This window comes from Ruegeria sp. BI12 (assembly GCF_056537985.1).
On record NZ_JBQFSL010000002.1, the window covers coordinates 728,049 to 752,368 of the forward strand.

Genomic DNA, 24,320 nt, shown 5'->3' on the forward strand with positions numbered 1-24,320 from the left:
CGGGCTCAATGCAGTCATTCGTTGCAACATGCTTAAACGTCTACTTTGCGGACAAACCAGACAATAAACAAACAATGCCAAATGCCTGGTTCTGGGAATTTTTCGTCAATCGCGCCCAGAGGTGTCCCACCAATGCGGTTACACAAAGCTGTTCACGTAATTCTCAAGTATTTCCTGTCGGCCTGATTTCGGATCGGGATTTATCCCATCACGTAAAACTCGGGCGGAAATTTCTTCCAGGCTGTTGCCCAACATGGACGCTGCATCTGGTGTATTCCAACCTGAATACCGTTCAGTCAGTGAGTCCTCCAACCCCCCATCTTCAATCATAGCGGCCGCTGCTTTCAAACCGCGTGCGCATATGTCCATTCCACCGATATGAGCCGCCACCAGATCGACAGCGTCAATCGATTGACGGCGAATTTTGGCGTCAAAATTTGTGCCGCCGGTGGCAAAACCACCAGCTTTCAGGATGTAATAGTAAGCTAGGGCAACTTCCGGTGTATTGTTCGGGAACTGATCTGTATCCCATCCAGATTGGTAGTCATTGCGGTTCATATCAATCGAACCCAGCATCCCTTCAGCAGCCGCAACCGCAATTTCATGCTCAAAGCTATGCCCGGCAAGGATCGCGTGGCCCTGCTCGAGATTTAGCTTCACTTCGTTCTCCAACCCATACTTCCTGAGAAAACCGATGCAAGTAGCTGCGTCATAGTCGTATTGGTGCTTGGAAGGTTCCTGAGGTTTCGGCTCCACAAGAATGGCGCCTTTGAACCCGATCTTGTGTTTGTACTCTACGACCATGTTCAGGAAACGGCCCATGTGATCCAATTCGGTTTTCAAGTCCGTGTTCAGAAGAGTTTCGTAGCCCTCACGACCACCCCACAGAACATAGTTTTCGCCGCCCAGTTTGTGAGTTGCATCCATACAGGATTTCACTGTCGCTGCAGCGAATGCAAAAACGTCGGGATCAGGATTAGTACTGGCGCCAGACATCCAACGACGATGACTGAACATATTGGCCGTACCCCAAAGCAGATTGGTGCCAGAAACTTGCATCTTTTCACCGATATAGTCGGTGATTTCTTCTAATGTTCGCAAGTTATCGGCAAAATTTCCCTGTTCGGGCCGGATATCAGCGTCGTGCCAGCAAAAGAATGGCTGGCCCAGTATCTCGAACAATTCGAACGCAATATCCGCTTTCAGGCGGGCACGATCCATCTCATCCTGTGGATGCCACGGACGATCAAATGTCGGACCGCCAAACGGATCCCCACCCTCCCACGCGAAGGAATGCCACCATGCCACTGCAAATCGCAGATGGTCTTCCATACGCTTGCCCATAACGATCTCGTCCGGGTCGTAGTGACGAAAGGCCAACGGGTTCTTGCTATCCATGCCTTCAAACTGGACCTTCTCGATCCCTTCAAAAAATCCACTTGGCATTTCTGCCCCCTACTCTGCTTTTTGTCCTGGCTGCTTACCGAGAATGATCATCGACAAAAGATCGTCATCAGTGACATCTGCGATATCGACCGTCCCAACCAGTTTTCCGTTCTTCATGACCGAGGCGCGGTCGCACAGTTCCATGACGGCATGCACGTCGTGATCGATCAGAAATATCCCGATGCCTTGCGCCTTTAGCTGGTGGATCAGGTCCGCCACCATCTTCGTTTCATGTGGTCCCAGCGCCGCTGTCGGTTCGTCCATGATCAGGATACGGGCGTTGAAATAAACGGCCCGAGCAATCGCCACAGACTGTCTTTGACCACCTGACAGGGCGGAAACCGGGTCGTTGAACTTCTGAAAGTTCGGGTTGAGCTGCGCCATGATCTTGCGGCATTCAGCCTCCATCGCGGCGTCATTGACCAAGCCAAAAGGCGTCGTCATCTCGCGCCCCAGGAACAGGTTTGATGTGGCATCCAGATTGTCGGCCAACGCGAGCGTCTGGTAGATCGTTTCGATGTTATTCGCCCGGGCGTCGCGGGGATTGCCAATCTCGACTGGCTTGCCATCAATCAGGATCTCACCGTGATCCATCTGATAGGCGCCGGACAGAACCTTGATCAGAGTGGACTTCCCGGCCCCATTATGGCCAAGCAGGCCAACGACTTCACCCGGATAGAGATCGACCGACACATGGTCGACGGCCTTGATCCCACCGAAGGAAACCGAAATATCGCGCATCTCGACCAATGGCGGCGCGCCCGAACCGCGTCCGGAGTTGGGAGGTGCTTTTTGCGTGTCCTGAGCTTGCATCACTTAGCCCCCAGTCGCTTGCGGTAGACGATGTCGATATAGACGGCCAGCACGAGGACGCTGCCGACGACGATGTTCTGAAACGGCGCGTCAACGCCAACCATTGCCATGCCCGATTGTAGCGCCTGCATGATCAATGCACCAAGGATCGCGCCATAGATGGTACCGATGCCGCCCGACAATGCCGTTCCTCCGATCACTGCAGCGGCGATGACGCGCAGCTCGTCCAGTGTGCCAATGTCGTTTGAGTGGTTTGCAAGGCGCGCCGAGGCGACCACAGCGGACACGGCGCACAAGAAGCCCATCAAAGCAAAGATTTTCACGGTCAGCAGCCGAGTGTTGATACCTGAAAGCTCTGCCGCATCCGGGTTGCCGCCAGTGGCAAAGATGTACCGACCAAACCGGGTTTTTCGTGCCACGATCGTCAGGGTAACCGCTACTATGATTAGTATGAGGACAGAAATTGGTATGCCGTATCCTACAACCAGACCTTCTGGCATTGTCTCGCCGCGCGCTTCGAACATACGTTGCAGCCGGCGCGTCGGAATGGCGTAGCTGTTTACGATGTAAACGTACCCAAGGATAGCAATTGCGATTATCCCGGCCAGAGTGGCCTCGGCCCAAACAGGTTTTACCGGGAAACCATGTGACGCTTTTGCGCGTCGACCACTCCACAAAGCCCAGATCGCGATTGCGGTAGCAAACAAGCCGAACAGCCAGCTTGTTGTCGTTCCCAATGTTCCGTTGGTCCCGCCAAACATCAGAAATGTGCTATCCAGAGGACCAATCGTCTGGCCGCTGGTCAAATACCACGCCACGTTTCGCCAAACCAGAAACCCACCAAGCGTAACGATGAACGCTGGTATCGTCAGATAGCCGACCATCCAGCCATGAAACGCACCAATCAGCGTGCCGACAAACAGCCCGACTACAATGGTGATCGCCCAGGTTGCAGGATTGTTCAAACCCATCCCAAGTATTTGCGGCAAAAGCTCGGTTTGCGTCATTGCCATCACGGCCGAGGTTGTTGCCAGCAGCGCTCCTACCGACAAGTCGATGTGTCGCGTGACGATAATGAACACCATTCCGCACGCCATAATGGCCACTGAAACCGTCTGGATGGAGAGATTGAACAGGTTCCGAGGTGTCAAGAACCGTCCGTCCGTGAAGATGTTGAACCCGATACACAGGATGACAAACGCGCCGATCATTCCCAAAAGCCGCATGTCCAGTTCCAGTTGCTGGAACAGGCTGGGTTTCGCTTTTTCAGGTATCGGCTGAGACGAAGTTTCGGTCATTTCCGATCTTTCATATTCAGCATTTGCCCCAGGCCCAGACTAAGAGGCCCAGGGCTGAGTGGTTTAGTTACAAGGGGCAGGTCCGTTTTCAACGCCTTGGCAAAGATCTTCCAGCGGGATCCATCCGGCATCTACAACCACGGACAGGTTGTCCTTAGTGATTGGAACAGGCGCTAGGAAAACCGAGTTCATCTCGGTCCCACCCGGTGACGTCCAGCTCACTGCACCTTCGACCTCGGCAGGGCTTGTCCCACCGCTCAAAGCAACAGCAATTTCGCCAGCGGCCTTTCCAAGTTCGCGAGCATCCTTCCAAACCGAAACCGTCTGCGTTCCCAGTGCGACACGGTTCAATGCTGCATGGTCGCCGTCCTGACCGGAAACCGGAATGCCTTCCATGCCCTGTGCGGTCAGCGCAGCAACAACACCGCCTGCAGTACCGTCATTCGACGCAACGACAGCATCCACGTTGTTTTCGTTCGCGGTCAGGATTTGTTCCATGTTCCGCTGCGCGTTCGCGGGCAACCAGCCATCGGTATAGGCTTCACCAACGATTACGATGTCACCGCTGTCCACTGCTGCTCCGATAATTTCCTGCTGTCCACCCCGCAAAAAATCTGCGTTCGGATCAGTAGGAGAGCCCTTGATCATCACGTAGTTGCCCTTGGGCATGGCCTCAAAAACAGCCCGGGCCTGCATTCTGCCGACTTCCACATTGTCGAACGTCAGATAGAACGCACGGTCGTCCTCAATTAGGCGATCATAGGCAATGACTGGAATACCTTCGTCCGCCGCAGCCTGAACAGCTGGTCCGATTGCCTGCGCGTCCTGCGCCAGGATGATAAGCGCGTCCACGCCCTGGGCGATCAGGCTTTCAATGTCCGATAGCTGCTTTGCAGAAGACGATTGCGCGTCTGCCGAAATATACTCGGCACCGCCTCCTTCAAGCGCCGATTTAATTGCCGCCTCATCCGTTTTCCAACGCTCTTCCTGAAAGTTCGACCAACTTACGCCGACCACTGGCTCTGCGAATGCGGTCGAAGCCAACAAAGTGGCCACAACCGAAAAGCTGAGAATTCTTTTCATGATTTCCTCCCATTTGCCGAGCCATCGCATTTCGATTCGCGGCTCTCACAGATTTGAATACCATATTTATTTCAGCCGGTAAAATATTTACTCTACAAGAGGCACCCAAATTCAAATAGATTGGGCCAACAGCAAGATTCGCGAGGACAAGATGCTGAAAAGCAAAGCCTCTCCGGTTTCTTTGGAACAAAGAAATACGACCCGCCTGCGGGTATTGGAGCACATCAGAGCCAAGGGGGCCGTCTCGCGGATCGATATTGCATCCGCCTTGCAAACCAGCCCTGCGACTGTCACCGCCGCCACGGCTGATCTCATCTCGGCCGGGCTGGTCAAAGAGACTGAAAGCCAGGCACAGTCAAAGTCGGGGAAGAGAGGCAGACCCAGAGTATTGCTGCAATTGGACGGCCAGATGCACCTTGTGGCCGGTCTAAAAGTGGCTCGGCAAGTGATCTCGGTTATTTTGGTCGACTTTGAAGGTCACGAAGTCGCATCCTATAAATATGCTTTGGATCACGCCAGAATGTCGCCGCAAGAATTTGTATCGGCGATCCGCGAAGCTCTTGAAGAAACCTGCAAACAGATCGATAGTTCTGTCGCTCATTTGGCAGGTGTTTCTATCGGGGTGGCTGGACTGGTCGATGCAAACAAGAATTTTGTCCACTGGTCTTCTTCGATTACTGAGAGAAACATTGATTTTAGCCACTTGCTTTCAAGTGAGCTCCCCTGCCCCGCATTCGTTGACAACGACGCCAATCTTGTCGCCAAGGCCGAACAGCTTTTTGGCTTGGGTAAGGGTTTAAAAAACTTCCTCGTTGTTACGATCGAACACGGTGTTGGCCTTGGCATCGTATTGGACGGTAACCTATACCGAGGAGAACGAGGCTGCGGCGCTGAGTTTGGGCACACCAAAGTTCAACTTGACGGAGCCCTTTGCCAATGCGGTCAACGCGGATGTTTAGAAGCCTATGTAGGCGACTATGCTTTGATCCGCGAGATGACAGTCACCGGTCATACCAACGACATGGAAACCGTTTCCGACATACATGACCGCGCCAACTCAGGTGACGAAAGAGCTTCATCAGTGCTTGCCCGCGCAGGTCAGATGTTTGGCCTCGGGATTTCCAACCTGATCAACTTGTATGACCCAGAGTGCATTATCGTCTCGGGGGCACAAATGAGCTTTGAGCATTTGTGTTCCAACGAAGTTATGGCCCGCATTCAAAACGGCGTTGTGAATGTCGATGCACCTTTGCCCCAGATCAAAGTTCATCACTGGGGTGACATGATGTGGGCCAAGGGGGCGGCAGCCTATGGAATTGAGCAAATCTCGATTCTCAAGGTCAAGGAGCTGACGTCGAATGCGTCTTGAGTCTGCGATCATTGCGACTTTGGCTACAGGTGTGAATGCGGGCGCTGATGCTCTTGAGTTTAAAAATGTGGATGTACCAAAACATGTCTATGATGGCGGGTGGGAGCACTTTGTTGGCGGTGGTGTGGCCGTTTTCGATTGCAATGGGGACTCGCTGCCAGAACTCTTTTTGGCTGGCGGTTCCAACCGGTCTCAACTGTTCATCAATACCTCGAAGGAACAAATAGCATTTCAGGCAAAGACGCCTGAAGACCTTTCGCTGGCCGGTGTGACCGGCGCCTACCCTCTCGACGTTGATAGCGACGGCGTAGTGGATCTGGCGATTTTGCGTGTCGGCGCAGACCTGCTTCTTCGGGGCAATACCGACTGCCAATTCAGCCCTTTCACTGAACTCGGGTTTCAGTCGGAGGATCTCTGGACCACAGGGTTCTCGGCGACATGGGAAAGCGGGCAAACTTTACCGACCTTGGCGTTTGGCACCTATGTTGATCGGTTTGATCCCGAAGGTCCCTTTGAATCCTGCGGACCAACCCTTTTGTACCGCCCAGAAGACGACTTGTATCACGAGCCACTTCATCTTGAGCCCGGCTACTGCTCACTTTCTATTTTGTTTTCGGACTGGGCCCGAACTGGCCGCGCTGATCTTCGCGTCAGCAACGACCGTCACTACTATGTTCGCGGCGGTCACGAGCAGTTATGGGCGATGGAGTCTGAGCCTCGGCAATACTCGGAAGACGAAGGTTGGCTTCCATTTTCGATCTGGGGAATGGGGATCGCCTCTCGCGACCTTACAGGAGATGGATTTCCCGAAGTTTATCTGACTTCGATGGGTGATCAGAAACTCCAGATTTTTGACCCAGTGACAAACGGCCCGACCTGGCGCGATGCAACTTACGAAAAGGGCACGACCGCTCATAGACCGCATATCGGTGGAGACGGAAGGCCATCCACCGGGTGGCACGCACAGTTTGGCGATGTCAACAACGACGGCCGGGACGATATATTCGTGGCCAAGGGAAACGTAGAACAGATGCCCGATGCTGCTCTGAACGACCCCAATAACCTACTACTACAGAACTCCGAAGGTCAGTTTATTGAAGCTGCAGCAGATGCCGGTGCTGCCTCGATGGCTAAGTCTCGCGGCGCGGCGCTTGTTGACCTTAACAACGATGGGAAGCTGGATCTGGTGGTCGTCAACCGAGGTTCTGAGCTCGAAGTCAGCCAGAACACTTCTCAGGGTGGCAACTGGCTATTGATTGATGTCACTCAGGATCAATCCAATCACGCAGCAATTGGTGGATTTATTGAAGTCAAAACCTCGCTGGGTGTTCAGACCCGCGAGCTAACAATCGGCGGCGGTCACGCTGGTGGTATCGCTGGGTTTCAGCATATTGGGCTTGGGAGTGAGGACAAGGTGCAGGTTCGTATGATCTGGCCGGATGGGTCGAAAGGCGAGTGGCTGGACTATCAGCCCAACCAAATCATACGTCTTCACCGCTGATTACTTTTCAACCGTCAACCCGCTTGGAACTTGGTCGGGCACACCTAGCCGCTCTGCCGGGTCTTCAAGGCTTGCCAGAAATCTGAGAAGAGCGTCGATTTCCTGATCTGTCAGGCTTACTTTCGACAAGCTGTTGCTTTGGGCAATCGCACCCAAGTGCTGATTATCCGACATTACTCTTTGGTCGTCAGAGCCGGGGAAGTCCGGCAAGGTGGCCATCTCGATCGAGTAGTTTCGCAAGGACGCCAACGGGTCCAGATGATGGCGTACTATATCCTCAAGTTCAGCATAGGCTCCGTTGTGTCCGTATGGCGCAGTCAGGGTCACGTTGCGCAGAGATGGCGTACGAAAAGCAAAGGCGTCTTTTGAATCGCCGGTTACGCGAAGACGCCCATCGTCCCTGACATGGTTTTCAAATCGCGCCGCCTTTCCCGGGCCGATTTGCGGCATTGCGATCGAATGAAACTTGTGATCCGTCTGAAACCAGCCCGAATGGCAGTTGCTGCAGCCAGCCTTTCCATAGAACAGGCCCATGCCAATTTCGGCCTCTTCTGACAATTCAGCCTCACCTCGCATCGCACGATCGAAGAGGCTGTTATCCGCGCGCCACTCGAACGCGATGAAGTCTGCGATTACGTTGGCAATTGCCGTGAACGTAACTCCATCATCCGGCGCTATATCCTCAAACCTCTGCTCGTACTCTGGAATGGCCGCAACACGTTCTGCAATCAGATCCCACGCACCGCCTTGCTGAGTCAGAAATCCGAGGCGAACCGCTTTGCTCACGTCATTCTCAGAATAGTGACCCGCCATTTCGTCTGGCGACAAAACCGGGAACATGGCTTGTGCGGCCAGCGCTGAATTGAAACCAGACCGCATATGAGTACCCAACGGGGTTCTGATACCATCAGGTTGCGTTGGGTCTGCCTCTAGTCGCCCATCATGGAAAAACGTCGTGAACTCATTAGCTCCGAGGTTCCAAAGCCCTGGTGAGTTTCGAGGAATACGTTGTTCCGGGGTATTCCCTGGGTCCAATGTCCGCTCTGGACCCAACCCAATTCCCCCTTCCCCTATACCAAGGGAAACACCGTCGGACGTGCCAAGCCTGGGATGATGACAGGTCGCGCAGCTAATATTCTTGTTGCCAGACAAAATCGGGTCATAGAACAGCAAACGCCCCAGCTCAGCACTTGCAAAGTCGGGCTCAAGGAACTCCGGCAGAGAACCAAGCGATTGGGCGCGCGCACCATCCACCGCTGAGATTGTTGAGCCTATAATCAAGAATAGCGAAACTGCTCTCATGTCATTCCTCAGAAACTTCTAGAATAAGTTCCTGCCGATACGGGTTCTCCGGAGTATAGATGATTGAGGGAAACGACGAGATATTCGGTGCATTGGGATAACCCGATGGCTCGATACACACACCACGCGAAGCGCGACGCGGTTTTGTCAGCTTATAGCCCGAATAAACCTGCGCTCCGGGTTGGTCAGAGTAGACTGTCAACGCACGGCCAGAGGGTGAAGTGAGTTCCGCCACCGGAGCCTTAGCGCCGCGATCATGATCAAAGCAAAAATAGTGATCAATCCCATCAGGCACACTTCCAATCGTATTGGGCGTTGAAAAATCCAACCCTTTTTCGTTGGTCGCAAGTACTCTGCCCGACGGAATACCCTGATCGTCGATTTCCAGATACCAAATTGAAGCGAGTGTCAGCTTATGCTCGTCTACCCCTTCTGCAGCACCCAAAGTGTAGTAGTTGTGCTGTGTAATGCTTATAGGCGTCGGCCGGTCAGGCTGTGCAGTTATTGAATAGACCAAGCGTGAGCCCTGTAGGCGGATCCTGACTTCGAACCTGATATTCCCCGGAAAGCCTCCCTCTCCATCGTGAGAAACGTAGCTCAGCAAAACCTCGTTCTGTGCAATCTGTTCGAGTTCCCAAAACTTTTTAGACAGCCCATCGCCGCCGCCATGCAGGGTGTTTTTGCCCTCGTTGGCGTTCAATTCAAAACTGGTACCATCCAAGTCAAACGTCGCGCCTCTGATCCGGTTGGCAACGCGCCCAACAATTGCGCCCAGGTAACGCGTATCGGTGAGATACTCATTTGGGTCCTCGAACCCAAGGATGAGCGGGACATCCTTGTACCACCAACCCTGCGTTATAGCCCCATAGTTCAGGACCGAAACACGCATATCCCCGTCCATGATAATAGCAGCTTCAATCTCAGAGGCTTTACCCGTTTCTGGTTTCATCTTACTGCCAGCGGCGCAAGCGCCTGATAGAATTGCTTGTATCTCCGGTATTCGTTTTCGTAGGCGTCAATCAGATCGCCGCGTGGTTCAATGCGTTCCTGAATTTCCGGCGGCGTCATGACTTGCGCCGGTTCAGCGCCGTTGGCAGCACATATCGCGAGGCGCGCAGCGCCCATTGCGGCACCGAATTCGCTGCCCTTTGGCAAATCCAGCGGGACTTGCAAAACAGTAGCCAAAGTTTCCAGCCAGAACCGAGATCGCGCACCTCCTCCAACTGCCATAAGGCTATTTGGCTGGGTTCCGGTGCTCTTCAGTGCTTCCAGGCAATCTCTCATTCCAAAAGAAACACCCTCCATTACAGACTGGATCAACTCAGCGGGTTCCGACGAGATGTCCACGCCCAAAAACGCGCCTCGGATATGGCTATCGTTATGCGGTGTCCGTTCTCCTGACAGATATGGCAAGAACGTGATCGCAGAAGGTCTATTCAATTTTTCCGGCAAAGATGCAGCGAGTTTCTCCACAGGTTCACCCAAATTGCGAGCAAGCCAATTCATGCTGTTCGTTGCTGAAAGCATGACGCCCATTTGAATCCACCGATCCGGGACTGCGTGGCAAAAACAGTGCACAGCGGTTTCCGGATCAGGAGCATAGGCTTCCCGCGCTACAAGCAACACGCCAGAGGTTCCGAGTGAGACAAAACCGGTGCCGTCGTTGATGCTCCCGATCCCGCAGGCAGCGGCAGCATTGTCGCCAGCACCTCCAGCCACGACAACCGGATTCGAAAGCCCCCACTCCTGCCTCAAACGGACCTTCAACTCTCCACTCGGATCACTGCCTTCGACCAAGCGCGGCATCTGCTCGACACGCATGTGACCTATGGCCAGCGCCCTTTCTGACCACTGCCGAGTGTAAACGTCCAGCCAGGATGTTCCCGCGCTGTCAGACATGTCTGAGACATATTCTCCAGTAAGCCAAAATCGCAAATAATCTTTCGGCAGCAACACCTTGCCCACCTTTGAGAACACATCCGGCTCATTCGCACGCAACCATTCGAGTTTCGGCGCCGTAAACCCCGGAAAGACGATGTTTCCCGATATTGCGCGCATCTCTGGTGTTTGATCCAGTGTCCGCGCTTCGGCGGCTGACCGAGTATCGTTCCAAAGAATGCAGGGCCTCAATATTTCGCCATCAGAATCCAGTAGTGTAGCGCCGTGCATGTGTCCGCTGAGGCCAATACCTCGCAATTTTGAGAATGCTTGCTGGTTGCCAATGCGGAGCTTTCCAACAACCTCTTCGCAAGCGTTGGTCCAATCCAAAGGATCCTGCTCAGACCAACCAGGCCTAGGCGTCGAGGTGGAAATGCTGACTTCGGCATCACCGACAACGTGTCCTGTGTCATCTACCAGAATCCCGCGGAGACCTGACGTTCCCAAATCCAATCCTAGATACATTCAACGCTACCCGGCTAAATATTTTAGCGATTAAAATTATTCGAAACCGTGTTCTTGTCAAGGTTTCGTAAAAGATATGTGCTCCAATTACGACTGGTTCAGAATGTCCGTCTATGTGGCAAACAAAATTCGAGCCACTGGATAAGAGTCGCGCGTCGCTTCCGGTTCATCGTGTCTTGCTAGGACTTGGTTGATCGGACAGAATACCCTGCCCTAGCACACGGCCCGTAAGAGACGTTCATTGTGTCAGGCCACGCCGCAATGCAGCTTCATCAATCCGGACTTTCGCCGCGACCGCAAAATTCGGCGGTGGTAGAACTCATATTCTGCGGACAAAGAAGAAATCACAATGCATGTTGACTGCCCTTTGCTGCCGCTTACTTGGCAAAGCCGCTGCCGCAGTGTGGACGCCAAAGTAGCTGTTTGCTTTGGATGCCAGAACCTAGTTCAACAAAAGTCGTGGTCTGCGTGACAGCTGTTACGTCACCTGCCGGTTCAAATGGCACTGAGCGACCGACAGAAATTTGTTCGCATTACTTTCTTCGGGACAGTAAACTCTCGGATTACCGTTCCAGGTAACCTTATCACTTAATCCGCAGATTGGTGAAAACCACGTTCGGTACGCGGTCAGAAAAACTCTGGCTTTGAGATCTTTGAATACGGACGAGAGTCATCGCTTTAAGCCGTTAGGCAACTCCTCGCTCCACTTTCGCAGTTCGTCGAGAAACCCAAGTGCAGTGCGGCCAAGGTCAGTGATAGAATACTGCACGGAAACCGGCGCGGTATCCATCACGTGTCGGTTCACCAGCCCTTGATCCTCTAGCTGGCGCAGCCGCTCGGCAATCATCTTTTTGCTGGCCCCACCGAGCATCCGAGCAAGATCGTTGAAGCGCACCGGACCATCCTTCAGGTGCCATAGTATGGACCCGGTCCATTTGCCGCCGATGATCCGCATGCCCCGTTCAATTGGGCATGGTTCCTGACAGGCCTCTGTCACAATTCGGCGCCCTTTAACATCTGCGTCCACCCGCGCCCGCATTGTTATCCTTTTCCTCATGCTTAAGGTTACTAAAAGTATACTGGTTGATTTTCTTTACCTCAACACTCAAATGCTCCCAACCCCCTCATACGTCAAGGGGTTCACACAATGCACATATAGGATATGGACATGAGCAAAATCCTGATCGTGAACGGCACTCAGCCTTATGAGTTCGCCCCCGGACAATTGAACGCCAGCCTGGCCGAACTCGCACGCGACACGTTGGCCGCAATGGGCCACGAGATACGCATGACCACCGTTGCTGAAGCCTATGACGCAAATTCAGAGGTCGAGGCGCATGTTTGGGCCGATACGGTCATCATGCAGTTCCCGGTAAACTGGATGGGCGTCCCATGGGTTTTCAAGAAATACATGGATGAGGTCTACACAGCCGGGATGGATGGCCGCCTATGCGCAGGCGACGGTCGCACCGCCGACGCACCAAAGGCCAATTACGGCATGGGTGGATCACTGCACGGCAAGACATACATGCTGTCGGTGACCTTCAATGCGCCGAAAGAAGCATTCGACAACCACGCCGAGCCGTTCTTTGCCGGAGCAAGCGTTGACGATCTGCTGCGCCCGATACATCTGAACGCCAAGTTCTTCAGCATGCAAGCCCTACCGACATTCGCTGCTTTCGATGTTATGAAGAACCCCGAAATCGACGCCGATTTCGCTCGATTTGACGCGCATCTGAAAACCACTTTTTTCGAGGTCGCACATGTCCCAGCCTGATATTCACCTGTATACCGCAGGCACGATGAACGGCTACAAACCGGTCATTTTTCTGGAAGAGGCAGGTCTCCCCTACGACCTGACCCATATCAACTTTTCCAAACAGGAACAAAAGGCGCCGGACTATTTAGCGCTGAATCCGAACGGAAAGATCCCAATGATTGAGGACCGCTTGGAAGGCCGCGCGATTTTCGAATCCGGTGCGATCTTATGGCACTTGGCCGAGAAATACGGACAGTTCCTGCCATCCGACCCGGTCAAACGGTCCGAAGTAATGCAATGGATGCTGTTTCAGGTTGGGCACGTGGGACCGATGATGGGACAGGCGATGTATTTCCAGCACATTGCTGCGCCCAATGGCCACGAAGAGCCGTTTTCAATCCGTCGCTACGTGGACGAAAGCCGCCGCTTAATGGAGGTGATGAACTCGCGTCTGGACGGGCGTGATTGGATCGCTGCCGACGAATACACGATTGCCGACATGATGCTGTACCCCTGGGCGCGTGCATACGTCTGGGCAAAAGTAGATGTGTCGGACCTACCGCATCTGAATGCTTGGTTCGATCGCATTGATGCCCGGCCGGCCGTGCAGCGGGCTTTGACCATCCCAAAGGCCAACCCCCAATTCTGGGATGCCAACGCAGATTCCCGCGCCTTTGCCAAAGAAAACGCCGCGCGATTTTCCAGCGATGTGAAAGGAAACTGAACCGTGCATGACGCTCCCACCATCCGCGTAGATATCGTATCGGATGTTGTCTGCCCGTGGTGTGTGATCGGCTACCGCCAGCTTGCTAAGGCTGCGCGCGACGCCCAGATCGCACTAGATATCCATTGGCATCCATTCGAGTTGAACCCGCAGATGGCCGAGGGTGGCGAGAATCTGCGCGAACACCTGGCGGCAAAATACGGGACCACTTTAGAGGGATCGATCAAGGCGCGGGCCCACCTCACCGAGATAGGCGCAGCACTGGGGTTTACGTTCAATTACGCCGATGACATGCGGATGTATAACACCTTCCGAGCGCATCAGTTGATTGACTGGGCAACGGAACTAGGAAAAGGCCACGAGATGAAGCAGGCACTTTTTGCGGCCTTCTTTACCCGCCGCGAGGACGTCTCGGACATGCAGGTTCTCGCCGACGCGGCCGCAGGCATCGGGCTGAACCGCACCAATGCGCTTGCCATGTTCCAAAGCGAAAAACGGGCCGACAGTGTTCGCCAGAAAGAACAGTTCTGGATCGGCCAAGGTACTCAGGGCGTGCCCGCAATGGTGTTCAACCAACGTCACCTTGTAACCGGCGCGCAAGGCGAAGAAAACTACGCCCGCATTCTGTTACATCTGCAAGATAACAGGGCCGCGTGACGCCGGTGAGTACCGGCCCGAGTTGCATGATTGCCGCGAGGTTAGCTGGGTGTCTTCCGGCATGCCCTCGCTTGACAACCGTTACGGGGGTTGCAAGCTCATGGTCTCCACGACAACCTTCGTCTTTAAATATCAACTCAATCAAGGTGGCCGCATGCCGGCCACTACAGTCTATCAACTTTCAAGAGTTTCCAATTTATGGCACTGCATGACCACCCCATGTGGCGAAAGCCGCAACATCATCAAGACCTCGACCACGCGCATGAACATGTCCACTGGGCCGAGCTTTTCTATGACCTGATCCATGTCGTGACGATATTCCTGCTGGGCAACTATCTGTCACATCACCTCGATCTGCATGGGTTTCTTGTGTTCGCTGGGGTCTTTATCACGCTCTGGTACGCGTGGGGTGAGCTCAGTATTTTCAACTCGATCTACGTCAGTACTGATTTCTGGCACCGCCTGATCATGTCGGTAATGATCTGTACGGTGATGTTCATGGCCGCAGCGATCCCGGCCATCGACGGAAAAGGCTGGGTTTTCTTTGCGTTGGGTTTTGCCGCAAACCGGGCCATGATCGCGGCGTTGTATTATCGCGCCAGACGGGCAAATTCATCAGGCGAGTCGATGTCGACGGCGCAGATCCGCAATTTCTCGGTCTTTGCATTGATCTTTGCGATCACGGCGTTTCTTCCCGCACCACTTGCGTATTGGGTGTTTGCGGCCGCGATGGTTGCCACGCAGGCGATGTACATGATCCCCGGCGTCACTGTTCTGCGCTTTGAGCGCTTCGTCCCGCGCCTTGGCCACATGGCCGAGCGGTTTGCCCTTTTGACACTGATCGTTTTAGGCGAAGGGTTCTTTAAACTTGTCGTTACCCTTTCTGAAAAAGGTATCTACAAAGTTTCGCCCGACGTGCTGGTCAACTTCGTCATCGGCGGCGTTTCGATGTTCGTCATGTGTTGGATCTATTTCGACTTTGTCGGTAATGCCAAACCAAAGGACAAGAGGGTGTCAACTTTGGTCACCTGGTGGCTTGCGCACCTGATCTTGATGTTGTGCGGCGTCATGGTCGGCGTAGCTCTTGCAGCTGAGGTCAAAGTTGGGTTTTGGGAGCCATACCCAACCGAGTATGCCGCCATTGGCTGTTTCGGTCTTGCCGGCTACATCGCCATGCTTTGGGTGCTTCAGAACGTCATCGAACACCGTTTGGCGTCGGACTTCGGGCGCTGGGATGTCCGGGTGTTTGGGATCGTTTTGGCAATCGCCTGTTTCTATATCGTCCCACATGTCCCCTCATTGGTTGGAAATCTGATCTGGGGGACAGCCTTGCTATCGCAAATCGCGATACCCTTGATACGCGCCTGGACGAAGTTTCGGCATGAGTGAAGCAGTGACGGGTTCGAGCGGTCTTAGAAGACGAGTTTATTGGTGGCTTGAACGCCCGAACCGGGCTGCCACCGGCCCCTGGTTGCTGGAACTGGCGCTGATCGCCCTTATAACGCTGAACGTCGCCGCCGTCATCCTTGAGACGGTCGACTCTATCTATGACCGCTGGGGGTTTGCGCTTAATGTTTTTGAGAGTCTGTCTCTGTTCGTATTCGTTATCGAGTACGCAGGCAGACTCTGGGTTGCGACGGAAAACCCAAATTACAGAACCCGTGCTTCCTGGGCCGTTTCCCCGATTGCTATCATCGACCTACTGGCGATATTGCCAGCGCTGCTTTACCTGTTTTTCCCGGTTGACCTCCGTCTGCTGCGAACCTTCCGTATGTTGCGGCTACTCAAACTCACGCGGTATTCGCCCGCACTGGGCATGTTGCTAGCCGTGTTCGAAGAAGAAGCCGGCGCCTTTTTTGCAGGCTTCTTCATCCTGATGGTGATGCTGATCTTTGCCGCCAGCGGTGCTTGGCTGGCAGAGCACGAAGCGCAACCAGAGGCATTCGGCTCGATCCCAGCAGCGATGTGGTGGGCGATGGCGACGCTGACGACCGTTGGCTATGGCGACGTGACCCCCGTGACGGTTGCCGGTAAGATCTTCGGCGCTGCGATCACGGTGATTGGCATCGGTATGGCTGCATTGCCTGCAGGGATCATCGCCAGCGGTCTCAACGACCAGTTGCACCGCCGACGAGCCAGCCTTGAGCGCGAGTTTCGTAAAGCGTTAGAGGATGGCGATATCTGCGAGGCGGACGAGGCAGACATCGATGCAGTTCGCAAGCAGTTGGGCCTGTCGCGCCGCGCCGCTGATCATATCCGAAACCGCGTTCATGCCGAAACGATGTCACAGGTTGATCACTGTCCCACCTGCGGTCAGCCCACGAAGCAAAGTGACAAGCCCTGAACGGTCACTTCCGTTCTGCACTCGTCAGCTTGATGGCCCGAACAAGCTGTCTACCGTGTCTGAGATTTGCTTGGAAAAACGAGCAGTCAATTCGCTGGCGTTCGTTTTTCCGTACATCCCCCCAATCGCGGTCATTGATATGGCAAAATACTGCACCGCACCGATCAGTTGAAATACCCGGGCGCGCAATTCGATTTCACTTGCTTCCTGCCCAGCCGGGGTATGGCTGGCGATCTCAATCAACCTGTCCAGATAAGCCTTCATAGGCCAAACTTTGGCATTCGCGTGAACGTCCAATAACGCTCGAACAGTCAGACGCGCGTCATCGGGCAGCGACAAGTTGGACGCCAGAAATCGATCGAGATAGGTTTTTAGGTGCATCACTGGGTCGGGCTGTTTCGCCGCTTCGATTTCAGCAAATTGCCTGCTAGCGAGGCCGGATAGAACCTCGGAGTACAGCTTTTGCTTCGTTCCAAAGAAATGTAGCAAGGCCTGTTTTGACACACCTGCTTCGCCGGCCAAGGCGGCAAGGCTTACGCCATGATAGCCGTGGGTTGCAAACTGTTTCGAGGCGACCGTCAAATAGCCTACCCTCGGATCGTTTTGCCTGTTCATGGAACGCTCTCCTTTTGTGACGCTACGTATCAGATGAACTTATGCTTACCAAGTGGTAATTAACTTACCGAACGGTAAGTGAGGGGCAGCGCGTTGGACAGACAAACAGAAATCGAACTGATAAAAGAGATCATCGGACTGGCGGACCAGAAGTCGGCTTTCCTGGATGATACGATCGCGCACTCCCCGATTTCACGCTACTCCAGCCCGGAACGGTTCGAGCGTGAGCGGGCTTTGATCTTCAGGCGACGCCCTGTCATAGTCGCGCAAAGCTCGGAGCTTGAAGTGCCTCGTGCTTTTCTGACCAAACGGTTTTTAGACTTACCTGTTTTGCTGACACGCGATGAAAATGGGAATGTTCGTGCTTTCCTTAACGTTTGCCGTCACCGCGGCGCGAAATTGGAACGAGAGGCAAAGGGCTGCAAGCGCGTCTTTACTTGCCCCTACCACGCCTGGAGTTGGACCAACGAAGGTGATTTGCGTGCGGTGCCGCAAGAAGCGCAGGGTTTTCCCGACCTTCCACGCGCTGAGCGCGGCCTGCGTCGATTGCCCTGCGCTGAGAAAAATGGGTTCATCTGGATCGTTGCAGATCCAGATCTCGCTGAGATGCCGGATATTGATGGCTGGCTTGCGGGGATCAGTACAGAACTGGATTGGATCGGACTGGATCAACACCGCATCGCAGCGATCGAAGAGATTGACATTAAAGCAAACTGGAAGCTGTTGATGGAAGGCGGCATGGAAGCTTATCACTTCCGGGTCGCCCACAAGAACACGATAGGCCCCTATTTCCCCGACAATCTGCTGACCTACCAGATGTTTGGTCCGCATATGCGCGCAATTCTGCCTCGGATTTCAATGCTGGATATGCGCGATATGCCCGAAGACAATTGGGAAATACGACGGGATGCCAATATGGTGTTCACCTTAATGTCAAACTCTCAGCTTTTGGTGCAACAGGACCATGTTATGTGGTTCCATTTCGAACCCATTGCCCATGACTTGACCCATGTCCGTATGGCAACGCTGGTTCCAAGTGCCTTGCCAGATACGGAGGAGATGCAAGCACATTGGGACAAGAACCAAAAAATCACAGTGACAGCATTGATGGAGGATTTCGAATTGGGCGAAGAAATCCAATCCGGCTTTGCCTCACGCGGCAATCCAAGCCATCTATTCGGACGTTTCGAAGGCGCGTTACACCGATTTAACGCGTGCGTCGAAGAAATGCTTGCAAGCTAAAAGCCTTTGACCTTCTTGTTAGCGGCCTGGAAGCTCAAAGCTACATCGGGCTCGAAGTGGTAATTCGGCAGAATTCAATGAACGCCTGCTACGGCGGGCAAAGCTGCCTTTCGTGCCGACGTTGTCAATCACAGCAAACGACACGTTCCGGACGTTGAACGCCGCCCGGGCTGCTGTAACGAAGCCTGCAATGGCATCAAAATGCGCTTCAATTGCGACTTCTTTTAACCCCTTGGCGTTGGATGTTTGCTAGCAAATAACTGACAATTCTCTCTTCCGCTGCGCGTCTCTGATCAAAGCCACGAGCCGATAGAAGCCATGAGCCATCTTCGTAAAAGGTATTAACAGGAAAAAGGTCAGAACAGATCCAAGGTGGATGGCAAGCAGTGCAGGCATCAGAATCGTTGAACCGAGGGCGTAAAGGACTAGTCCGCTCAACCCGACAAAGCCGAGCAATAGGACGAAGCCGATTTCACCGCCCCATGCAGACGCGTCGCCGAGCTCGCGATCCGACTTTTGCTTGAGCAGAACCATGGCTGCACAACCTAATGTCAGCAGAATACCACCGGAAACCCCGAAGAGTTTTGGCAGAGACCAGAACCCGTAGGGCGCGTGCAATCCGAACCCGTAGTGCATAACCGTCGCCACCGAGGTCGACGCAAAGCACAGCAGGAAGCCGTACATGATGGCGTGGTGAATGTGGCGTCGGGCCTGACTGAAGCGGTCTTCGTCTTCGAAATTGCAACCCTCGCCGTGGCCTGCGGCCAAGTCTTGCATCTTGCCAGCGCGTTTGAACGCAGCAGTCAGATCAGACATTTGGATGGGTTTGCCACCGACCTCCGCCCAATAGCGCTTCAGGCTGATAGCCACGCTAAAGAGTGGCAACAAGAATGCGGGCGCAAAGATTGCGACCATCGCATTGTGGGACAGGACGGCATAGAACCCCTCTCCTCCGCTGGAACCGATAACGCGAATTGCCCAGAACAGCAGGGCAAAACCGATGACCAGGGCCAGCGCGATTGCGCCACCATGCGTATGGAACCGCCGCGCAAAAGGTTGCGGCCAAGCAAAGCTCTCCCAACTGTCCCGCCGCACTTCAGCCAGAGCTTTCGGCAGGTTTAGGTCAAACTCGTGCGGCGCCGTATACTGACAAGCGTAGTAACACCCCCGGCAGTTGTGGCACAGGTTGGCCAGTTGCGTGATGTCTCCATCCGAGAACGCGCGTTCCGCGTGCAGCGACGGGAAGACCGAACAATAGCCCTCGCAATAGCGGCAAGCGTTACAAATCTCGGCCTGACGGCGGGCTTCTTGGATAAGTTCAGTTTGCATAAGCGGCGGCCTCACGTCCTGCGATGCGTCCAAAAACGGTTCCGATGGTCATGCCGAAACCGGCCAGATACCCCTGCCCCAGGATCGACCCGGCCATGGTCTCGCCGGCGGCCCAAAGGTTTTTGATCTTTCCGTTGGCGGTCGAACATTGCGCCGTGTCGTCGACCTTCAGGCCCAGATAGGTGAAGGTCACACCGGTGCGCAGCGAGTAGCCATAAAACGGAGGCTCCATGATCGGACGCGCCCAGTTCGTCTTGGGCGGTGTCAGACCCGAGGTCGTGACCCCGTCCAACTCAGTCGGATGAAATCCACTGGTATCGCCGCATGCTTCGTTGAATTCAGCAACGGTCGCCTTAAGCTTTTCGGCGGGCAGATCCATCATTGCGGCCAGTTCTTCCAGGGTGTCCGCCTTCAGCGGTGGAAAGACCGACGGCATAAACAGATTCAGAGACTTAGCATCTATGATAACATAGCCAACTTGATCCGGTTGGGCCGCCACCAGACGTCCCCAGATCGCATAGCGCTTGGGCCAAACATCTTCGCCCTCGTCATAAAACCGCTCGGCATTCTTGTTCACGACGATTGAAAACGGCACACAATCCAGGCGGGTGACGATACCGCCATCGAACTTCGGCGCACGCCCGTCAATGGCGACGGCGTGGCATTGCGTCGGATCGCCGACGCTGTCCACACCTTGATCCAACAGATCGGACAGAACCACGCCACGGTTGTAGGGTGTACCCCGGATCAAGAAATTCTTTGCCGGTTCTCCCCATGCACGGGTCAGCCAATCGGTGTCGGCCTGAAACCCACCTGAGGCAACGATGACGGCTTTGGGTGTGATGCGATGAGATTGGCCCTCATAGCTGTAATCGACCCACTCGATCCGATCACCGTTCAACTCCAGATGCGTGACAGCTGCTTCGTACAGAACATCGACACCCAGACCCGCCGCAGTTCGGTAATAGGCGTTCACCAGAGACTTCCCGCCCCCCATAAAAAACGCATTGGTCCGCGCCAGTGACAGTGTCCCGGACAGAGAAGGTTGGAACCGCACGCCGTGTTCTTCCATCCACGGCAGGCATTCCTCGGAGGTTCGAATCGCGAGACGAGCAAGATGTTCGTCGGTTTTGCCGCCAGTGACCTTGAGCAGATCCTCAAGATACTCATCTTCACTGTATTCTTCGATCAGCGGGCCGAGAGGTGCGCCATGCATACAACGAAAATTGCGTGTATGGCGGGAGTTTCCACCACGATAGGGTTTTGGTGCCGTCTCGAGGATCAGAACACGGGCGCCTGCCTCGGCAGCAGTCATCGCGGCGCAGAGGGCAGCATTCCCGCCGCCGATCACAGCGATATCATAAGCTTCCTTTTGGGTGGCCATATCCTGTCTACCTATTGATTTTTGTCGGTTGTCCGGTCGCGTTCTTGCAACGCCCGAATACGCATCCGTTGTGCAGCCTGAATATGCGCGCGCATTTCTGTTTCAGCCGCTGCGCCATCACGGGCCTTTAAGGCAGCCATGACCCGCTTATGCTCTGCCACTGCTGTCTCGGCCCGATCACCGTCCAGCAATTGCGATGGCCCAAGGATCAACAGCGCTTTTTGCAAAGACAACATAGACTTGGCAAGAAACCGGTTCTTTGCTGCGTCCAAAAGTGTGGCGTGGAAAATCCGGTTTATCCGAGCCGCTTCCGAACCGGTACCAGCCTCGGCCAAGCGATCATTCAAAACGCTCAGCTCGTCTAGCTCGACATCCGATGCAGCACGCGCTGCTAAACGGGCTGCAGTTCCCTCGAGCACCGCGCGCATCTCATAGAGTTCCATTACTTCGGCGTAATCGAGACAGCGTACGGTTGCGCCCTGCCGGGGCACATGAGTGACTAGCCCGTCGGCCTCTAACTGACGGATAGCCTCGCGCACAGGGGTGCGGCTGACGCCCAGTCGTTCCGATAGCTCAATCTCGCGCAGACGTTCGCCAGGCAGCAGTGTGCCATCCCGAATCTCGTCCAGCAGGCGTTGATACGCTGAATTGCCTTGTGGGCCAGGCTGTAAGGGGTCGTCTTGAATGGTCATCGAACGCTCACTTGTCTTCTTGCGTCCAGTTGTATACATTTGGATACATAGCGAGTCAATATTGCCGAAAGCCGCGCCTTGCCCACCCAAGACAAAACACCTCCTCTCCTGACAAAGAGGGCCGTGACACTGGCCCTTGCACTGCTGGGCACCGGAGTATTCTGGGCGTTGAATCTGCCGCTGCCCTTTCTGTTCGGCCCAATGAGCGCATGTCTGATCGCTGCCCTGGCGCATGCCCCTATGGAAGGTTTTGGTCAGGTCTCGGTTGCAGCGCGCACTATACTCGGTGTTGCAGTTGGGGCTTCGATTACCCCTGCCCTTTTTGCAGAGCTGCCGAAGATGGCCGCATCTATCGCGCTGGTCCCATTCTTCATCCTGCTGATCGCACTGGTCGGCGTGCCATTCTTTCGCAAGATCTGGGGGTTTGACACCACGACCGCCTTTTACGCCGCCATGCCAGGCGGATTGCAGGACATGATCATCTTTGGCGCCGAAGCAGGCGCCAACCCGCGTACACTTTCCCTGATTCACGGTACGCGCGTGCTGATCATCGTAACGCTGGCCCCCCTGTTTCTGACAGTGTTCTACGATGCCCAGCTCACCAACCCGATCGGAGAGCCTGCGCGTGATCTCCCATTGCATGAACTGGCGCTGATGGTACTGGCGGCCCTTGTCGGTTGGAAAGGCGGTGAGCGGATCGGCCTGTTCGGTGCATCCATCCTCGGCCCAATGATCCTGACAGCGGCTCTGTCACTGGGTGATTTCATTCATACCCGCCCGCCGCGCGAGGCTATCCTTGCAGCGCAGTTCTTTATCGGGTGCGGGATAGGCGTGAAATTCGTAGGCGTCACTTGGGTCGAACTCCGCCGGGTGGTTGCAGCGGGCTTCGCCTATGTCATCGTCCTTGCCATCTTGGCCGCCGCTTTCACCGCCGTTGTCACCACGTTGGGGCTCGGCCAGCCGGTCGAGGCCTTCTTGGCCTTTGCCCCCGGCGGACAGGCCGAGATGACAGTGCTGGCTATCGTTTCGGGCGCGGACCTGGGCTTTGTGATCACGCACCACCTGACTAGGATTGTGCTGGTGATCATTGGTGCGCCGATAGCAGCCAACCTTATCCTGCGCTGGTCAAAACCTCGGGGTTAATCATGTGAACGGGAGCGCCTGCAGCATATGCGTTCACCTGATCGAAAATGTCTGAGAATTGCAGGTCGAATTCGTCCTCGGTCACAAAGCCGATATGCGGTGTCGCAATAAGGTTAGGGTGCGATAGCAAAGGGTCATTCGGGTCAATGAGCGGCTCGGTATCGAAGACATCAATTGCGGCCTTCTCCGGACGACCGGCGTTCAGCGCGTCCAACAAAGCACCCGGAGCAATCAGCCCGGCCCGGGAGGTGTTCACAAACAGTGCTCCAGGTTGCATCTGCGCGAAATCCGACGCGGTGATGACGCCGTGTGTGTTTGGCTTCAGGCGAACATGGACTGAGACAACATCACTTTGAGCAAAGAACGCTTCGCGGTTTGCGGCTACCTGCACGCCATCTGCATGCGCTCTCGCCCGACCTTCGTCCGAGGACCACCAGACCACATTCATCCCGAACGCCTCGGCGTAGTCAGCAACAGCGCGGGCGATACGGCCATATCCATACAGCCCCAGTTTCCTCCCCCTCAGGGTCTTGCCAACTCCGGCCTGCCACTGCCCCGCTTTGACCGAGGCCATCTGCGCGGGCAAATCGCGCATCCCCGCCATGATCAGCGCCCATGTCAGTTCGGCTGCGGCATATGAGGGCGTCCCGCCATGCATGTTCGAACACAGCAGCACTCCGTTGTCCGAGCACGCCTGCACATCGACGTGTGGATATACACTGCGCTGACTGATCAACTTCAGGTTTGGGAGTTTTTCTACCAAATCGCGGGTGACCTTGGTGCGTTCGCGAAACAACACCAGCGCCTCAGCTTCCTGCAAGCGTTCAGCCAATTCGCCGGTATCATCGACATGATCTGTCCAGACCTTCACGTTATGGCCAGATAGCTTTTCAAAACAGGGCAGGCCCTGCAGTGTGTCAAACCAGTCATCCAGAATGTGTACTTTCATCGACTTTCTATACCCTACTCGGTGCTCAGTTTTCTTGGCGTCGGCACAAAATGACGTGTGTCGAGTGCTTCAAGCGCATTGCGAACCCGTTCTCGTTGATCCAGCAAATGGTTGAATTGCTCATCACACCCGGCAATCGGTGTCGGGTAGTCCGCGATGTCCCTCCGCAGAACCGACTGCGCCAGCCTGAGTTCCTGACGCGCGATATCAAGGCATTCGGAATAGTCGTCCATCGTGATATCCTCATGATGTATACCATAGTATACC

23 protein-coding genes are annotated in these 24,320 nt (G+C 54.6%); 9 read left to right on the plus strand and 14 right to left on the minus strand.

What is annotated here, in order from left to right:
- Window positions 1-138 precede the first annotated feature (138 nt).
- The 4 genes from xylA to xylF form a co-directional block, all read right to left on the minus strand.
- Window positions 139-1,446, minus strand: a complete 1,308-nt coding sequence (xylA, locus tag ACR0AK_RS16525) for a xylose isomerase (protein ID WP_480794143.1) — start codon at window positions 1,444-1,446, stop codon at window positions 139-141.
- A 9-nt stretch (window positions 1,447-1,455) separates the two neighbouring features.
- Window positions 1,456-2,259, minus strand: coding sequence for an ATP-binding cassette domain-containing protein (locus tag ACR0AK_RS16530; RefSeq protein ID WP_480794144.1), 804 nt, complete (start codon window positions 2,257-2,259; stop codon window positions 1,456-1,458).
- Window positions 2,259-3,557, minus strand: coding sequence for a sugar ABC transporter permease (locus ACR0AK_RS16535; RefSeq protein ID WP_170332141.1), 1,299 nt, complete (start codon window positions 3,555-3,557; stop codon window positions 2,259-2,261). The genes ACR0AK_RS16530 and ACR0AK_RS16535 overlap by 1 nt, the downstream gene beginning before the upstream one ends.
- Before the next feature lie 63 nt (window positions 3,558-3,620).
- Complete coding sequence (xylF, locus tag ACR0AK_RS16540; RefSeq protein WP_480794145.1) at window positions 3,621-4,640, minus strand: D-xylose ABC transporter substrate-binding protein; 1,020 nt, start codon at window positions 4,638-4,640, stop codon at window positions 3,621-3,623.
- A 151-nt stretch (window positions 4,641-4,791) separates the two neighbouring features.
- Here xylF and ACR0AK_RS16545 point away from each other — a divergent pair, with 151 nt between their 5' ends.
- Window positions 4,792-6,009: an ROK family transcriptional regulator gene (locus tag ACR0AK_RS16545; RefSeq protein ID WP_480794146.1), complete on the plus strand. Its 1,218-nt coding sequence runs from the start codon at window positions 4,792-4,794 to the stop codon at window positions 6,007-6,009.
- The gene (locus ACR0AK_RS16550) at window positions 5,999-7,510 is read left to right on the plus strand and encodes a CRTAC1 family protein (protein ID WP_480794147.1); all 1,512 of its coding nucleotides are present in this window, start codon (window positions 5,999-6,001) and stop codon (window positions 7,508-7,510) included. Before ACR0AK_RS16545 ends, ACR0AK_RS16550 begins: the two co-directional genes overlap by 11 nt.
- On the opposite strand, the gene ACR0AK_RS16555 is transcribed toward ACR0AK_RS16550, so the two are convergent.
- From ACR0AK_RS16555 to ACR0AK_RS16570, 4 genes are all read right to left on the minus strand, one after another.
- On the minus strand, window positions 7,511-8,812 hold the full coding sequence (locus tag ACR0AK_RS16555) for a cytochrome-c peroxidase (RefSeq protein WP_480794148.1): 1,302 nt from the start codon (window positions 8,810-8,812) through the stop codon (window positions 7,511-7,513).
- Between the two features lies 1 nt (window position 8,813).
- On the minus strand, window positions 8,814-9,761 hold the full coding sequence (locus tag ACR0AK_RS16560) for an aldose epimerase family protein (protein ID WP_480794149.1): 948 nt from the start codon (window positions 9,759-9,761) through the stop codon (window positions 8,814-8,816).
- Complete coding sequence (xylB, locus tag ACR0AK_RS16565; RefSeq protein WP_480794150.1) at window positions 9,758-11,215, minus strand: xylulokinase; 1,458 nt, start codon at window positions 11,213-11,215, stop codon at window positions 9,758-9,760. The genes ACR0AK_RS16560 and xylB overlap by 4 nt, the downstream gene beginning before the upstream one ends.
- Window positions 11,216-11,885: 670 nt before the next feature.
- Complete coding sequence (locus ACR0AK_RS16570) at window positions 11,886-12,272, minus strand: winged helix-turn-helix transcriptional regulator (RefSeq protein ID WP_480794151.1); 387 nt, start codon at window positions 12,270-12,272, stop codon at window positions 11,886-11,888.
- A gap of 111 nt (window positions 12,273-12,383) precedes the next feature.
- On the opposite strand from ACR0AK_RS16570, the gene ACR0AK_RS16575 reads away from it, so the two are divergent.
- The 5 genes from ACR0AK_RS16575 (at window position 12,384) to ACR0AK_RS16595 (ending at window position 16,699) form a co-directional block, all read left to right on the plus strand.
- A complete protein-coding gene (locus ACR0AK_RS16575) occupies window positions 12,384-12,992 on the plus strand; it encodes an NAD(P)H-dependent oxidoreductase (protein ID WP_480794152.1) in 609 nt (202 codons plus the stop codon).
- Window positions 12,979-13,698 (plus strand): glutathione S-transferase family protein, encoded by a 720-nt coding sequence (locus tag ACR0AK_RS16580; protein ID WP_480794153.1) that lies wholly within the window; start codon window positions 12,979-12,981, stop codon window positions 13,696-13,698. The genes ACR0AK_RS16575 and ACR0AK_RS16580 overlap by 14 nt, the downstream gene beginning before the upstream one ends.
- 3 nt (window positions 13,699-13,701) lie before the next feature.
- Window positions 13,702-14,355: a DsbA family oxidoreductase gene (locus ACR0AK_RS16585; RefSeq protein ID WP_480794154.1), complete on the plus strand. Its 654-nt coding sequence runs from the start codon at window positions 13,702-13,704 to the stop codon at window positions 14,353-14,355.
- 198 nt (window positions 14,356-14,553) lie between these two features.
- On the plus strand, window positions 14,554-15,744 hold the full coding sequence (locus ACR0AK_RS16590; RefSeq protein WP_480794155.1) for a low temperature requirement protein A: 1,191 nt from the start codon (window positions 14,554-14,556) through the stop codon (window positions 15,742-15,744).
- Window positions 15,737-16,699, plus strand: coding sequence for an ion transporter (locus ACR0AK_RS16595; protein WP_174822471.1), 963 nt, complete (start codon window positions 15,737-15,739; stop codon window positions 16,697-16,699). Before ACR0AK_RS16590 ends, ACR0AK_RS16595 begins: the two co-directional genes overlap by 8 nt.
- A 24-nt stretch (window positions 16,700-16,723) precedes the next feature.
- Here the strand turns inward: ACR0AK_RS16595 and ACR0AK_RS16600 are convergent, their stop codons facing one another.
- Window positions 16,724-17,314: a TetR/AcrR family transcriptional regulator gene (locus tag ACR0AK_RS16600; protein WP_170560177.1), complete on the minus strand. Its 591-nt coding sequence runs from the start codon at window positions 17,312-17,314 to the stop codon at window positions 16,724-16,726.
- Between the two features lie 93 nt (window positions 17,315-17,407).
- On the opposite strand from ACR0AK_RS16600, the gene ACR0AK_RS16605 reads away from it, so the two are divergent.
- Window positions 17,408-18,556, plus strand: coding sequence for an aromatic ring-hydroxylating oxygenase subunit alpha (locus ACR0AK_RS16605; RefSeq protein ID WP_480794156.1), 1,149 nt, complete (start codon window positions 17,408-17,410; stop codon window positions 18,554-18,556).
- A 249-nt stretch (window positions 18,557-18,805) separates the two neighbouring features.
- Here the strand turns inward: ACR0AK_RS16605 and tcuB are convergent, their stop codons facing one another.
- Genes tcuB through ACR0AK_RS16620 form a run of 3 tightly spaced genes read right to left on the minus strand, consistent with a single transcriptional unit; the run spans window position 18,806 to window position 21,961 of the window.
- Entirely contained in the window at window positions 18,806-19,885 is a 1,080-nt protein-coding gene (gene tcuB, locus ACR0AK_RS16610; protein WP_480794157.1) for a tricarballylate utilization 4Fe-4S protein TcuB, read from the minus strand.
- Window positions 19,875-21,269, minus strand: coding sequence for an FAD-dependent tricarballylate dehydrogenase TcuA (gene tcuA, locus ACR0AK_RS16615; RefSeq protein WP_480794158.1), 1,395 nt, complete (start codon window positions 21,267-21,269; stop codon window positions 19,875-19,877). The genes tcuB and tcuA overlap by 11 nt, the downstream gene beginning before the upstream one ends.
- A gap of 11 nt (window positions 21,270-21,280) precedes the next feature.
- Complete coding sequence (locus tag ACR0AK_RS16620; RefSeq protein ID WP_170560183.1) at window positions 21,281-21,961, minus strand: GntR family transcriptional regulator; 681 nt, start codon at window positions 21,959-21,961, stop codon at window positions 21,281-21,283.
- A 123-nt stretch (window positions 21,962-22,084) separates the two neighbouring features.
- On the opposite strand from ACR0AK_RS16620, the gene ACR0AK_RS16625 reads away from it, so the two are divergent.
- On the plus strand, window positions 22,085-23,104 hold the full coding sequence (locus ACR0AK_RS16625) for an AbrB family transcriptional regulator (RefSeq protein WP_480794159.1): 1,020 nt from the start codon (window positions 22,085-22,087) through the stop codon (window positions 23,102-23,104).
- On the opposite strand, the gene ACR0AK_RS16630 is transcribed toward ACR0AK_RS16625, so the two are convergent.
- Together ACR0AK_RS16630 and ACR0AK_RS16635 are read right to left on the minus strand one after the other, a co-directional pair.
- Window positions 23,073-24,053 (minus strand): D-2-hydroxyacid dehydrogenase family protein, encoded by a 981-nt coding sequence (locus tag ACR0AK_RS16630; protein ID WP_480794160.1) that lies wholly within the window; start codon window positions 24,051-24,053, stop codon window positions 23,073-23,075. The two genes, ACR0AK_RS16625 and ACR0AK_RS16630, sit on opposite strands and share 32 nt — an antisense overlap.
- 14 nt (window positions 24,054-24,067) lie before the next feature.
- Window positions 24,068-24,286 (minus strand): hypothetical protein, encoded by a 219-nt coding sequence (locus ACR0AK_RS16635; protein WP_170560189.1) that lies wholly within the window; start codon window positions 24,284-24,286, stop codon window positions 24,068-24,070.
- Window positions 24,287-24,320 lie beyond the last annotated feature (34 nt).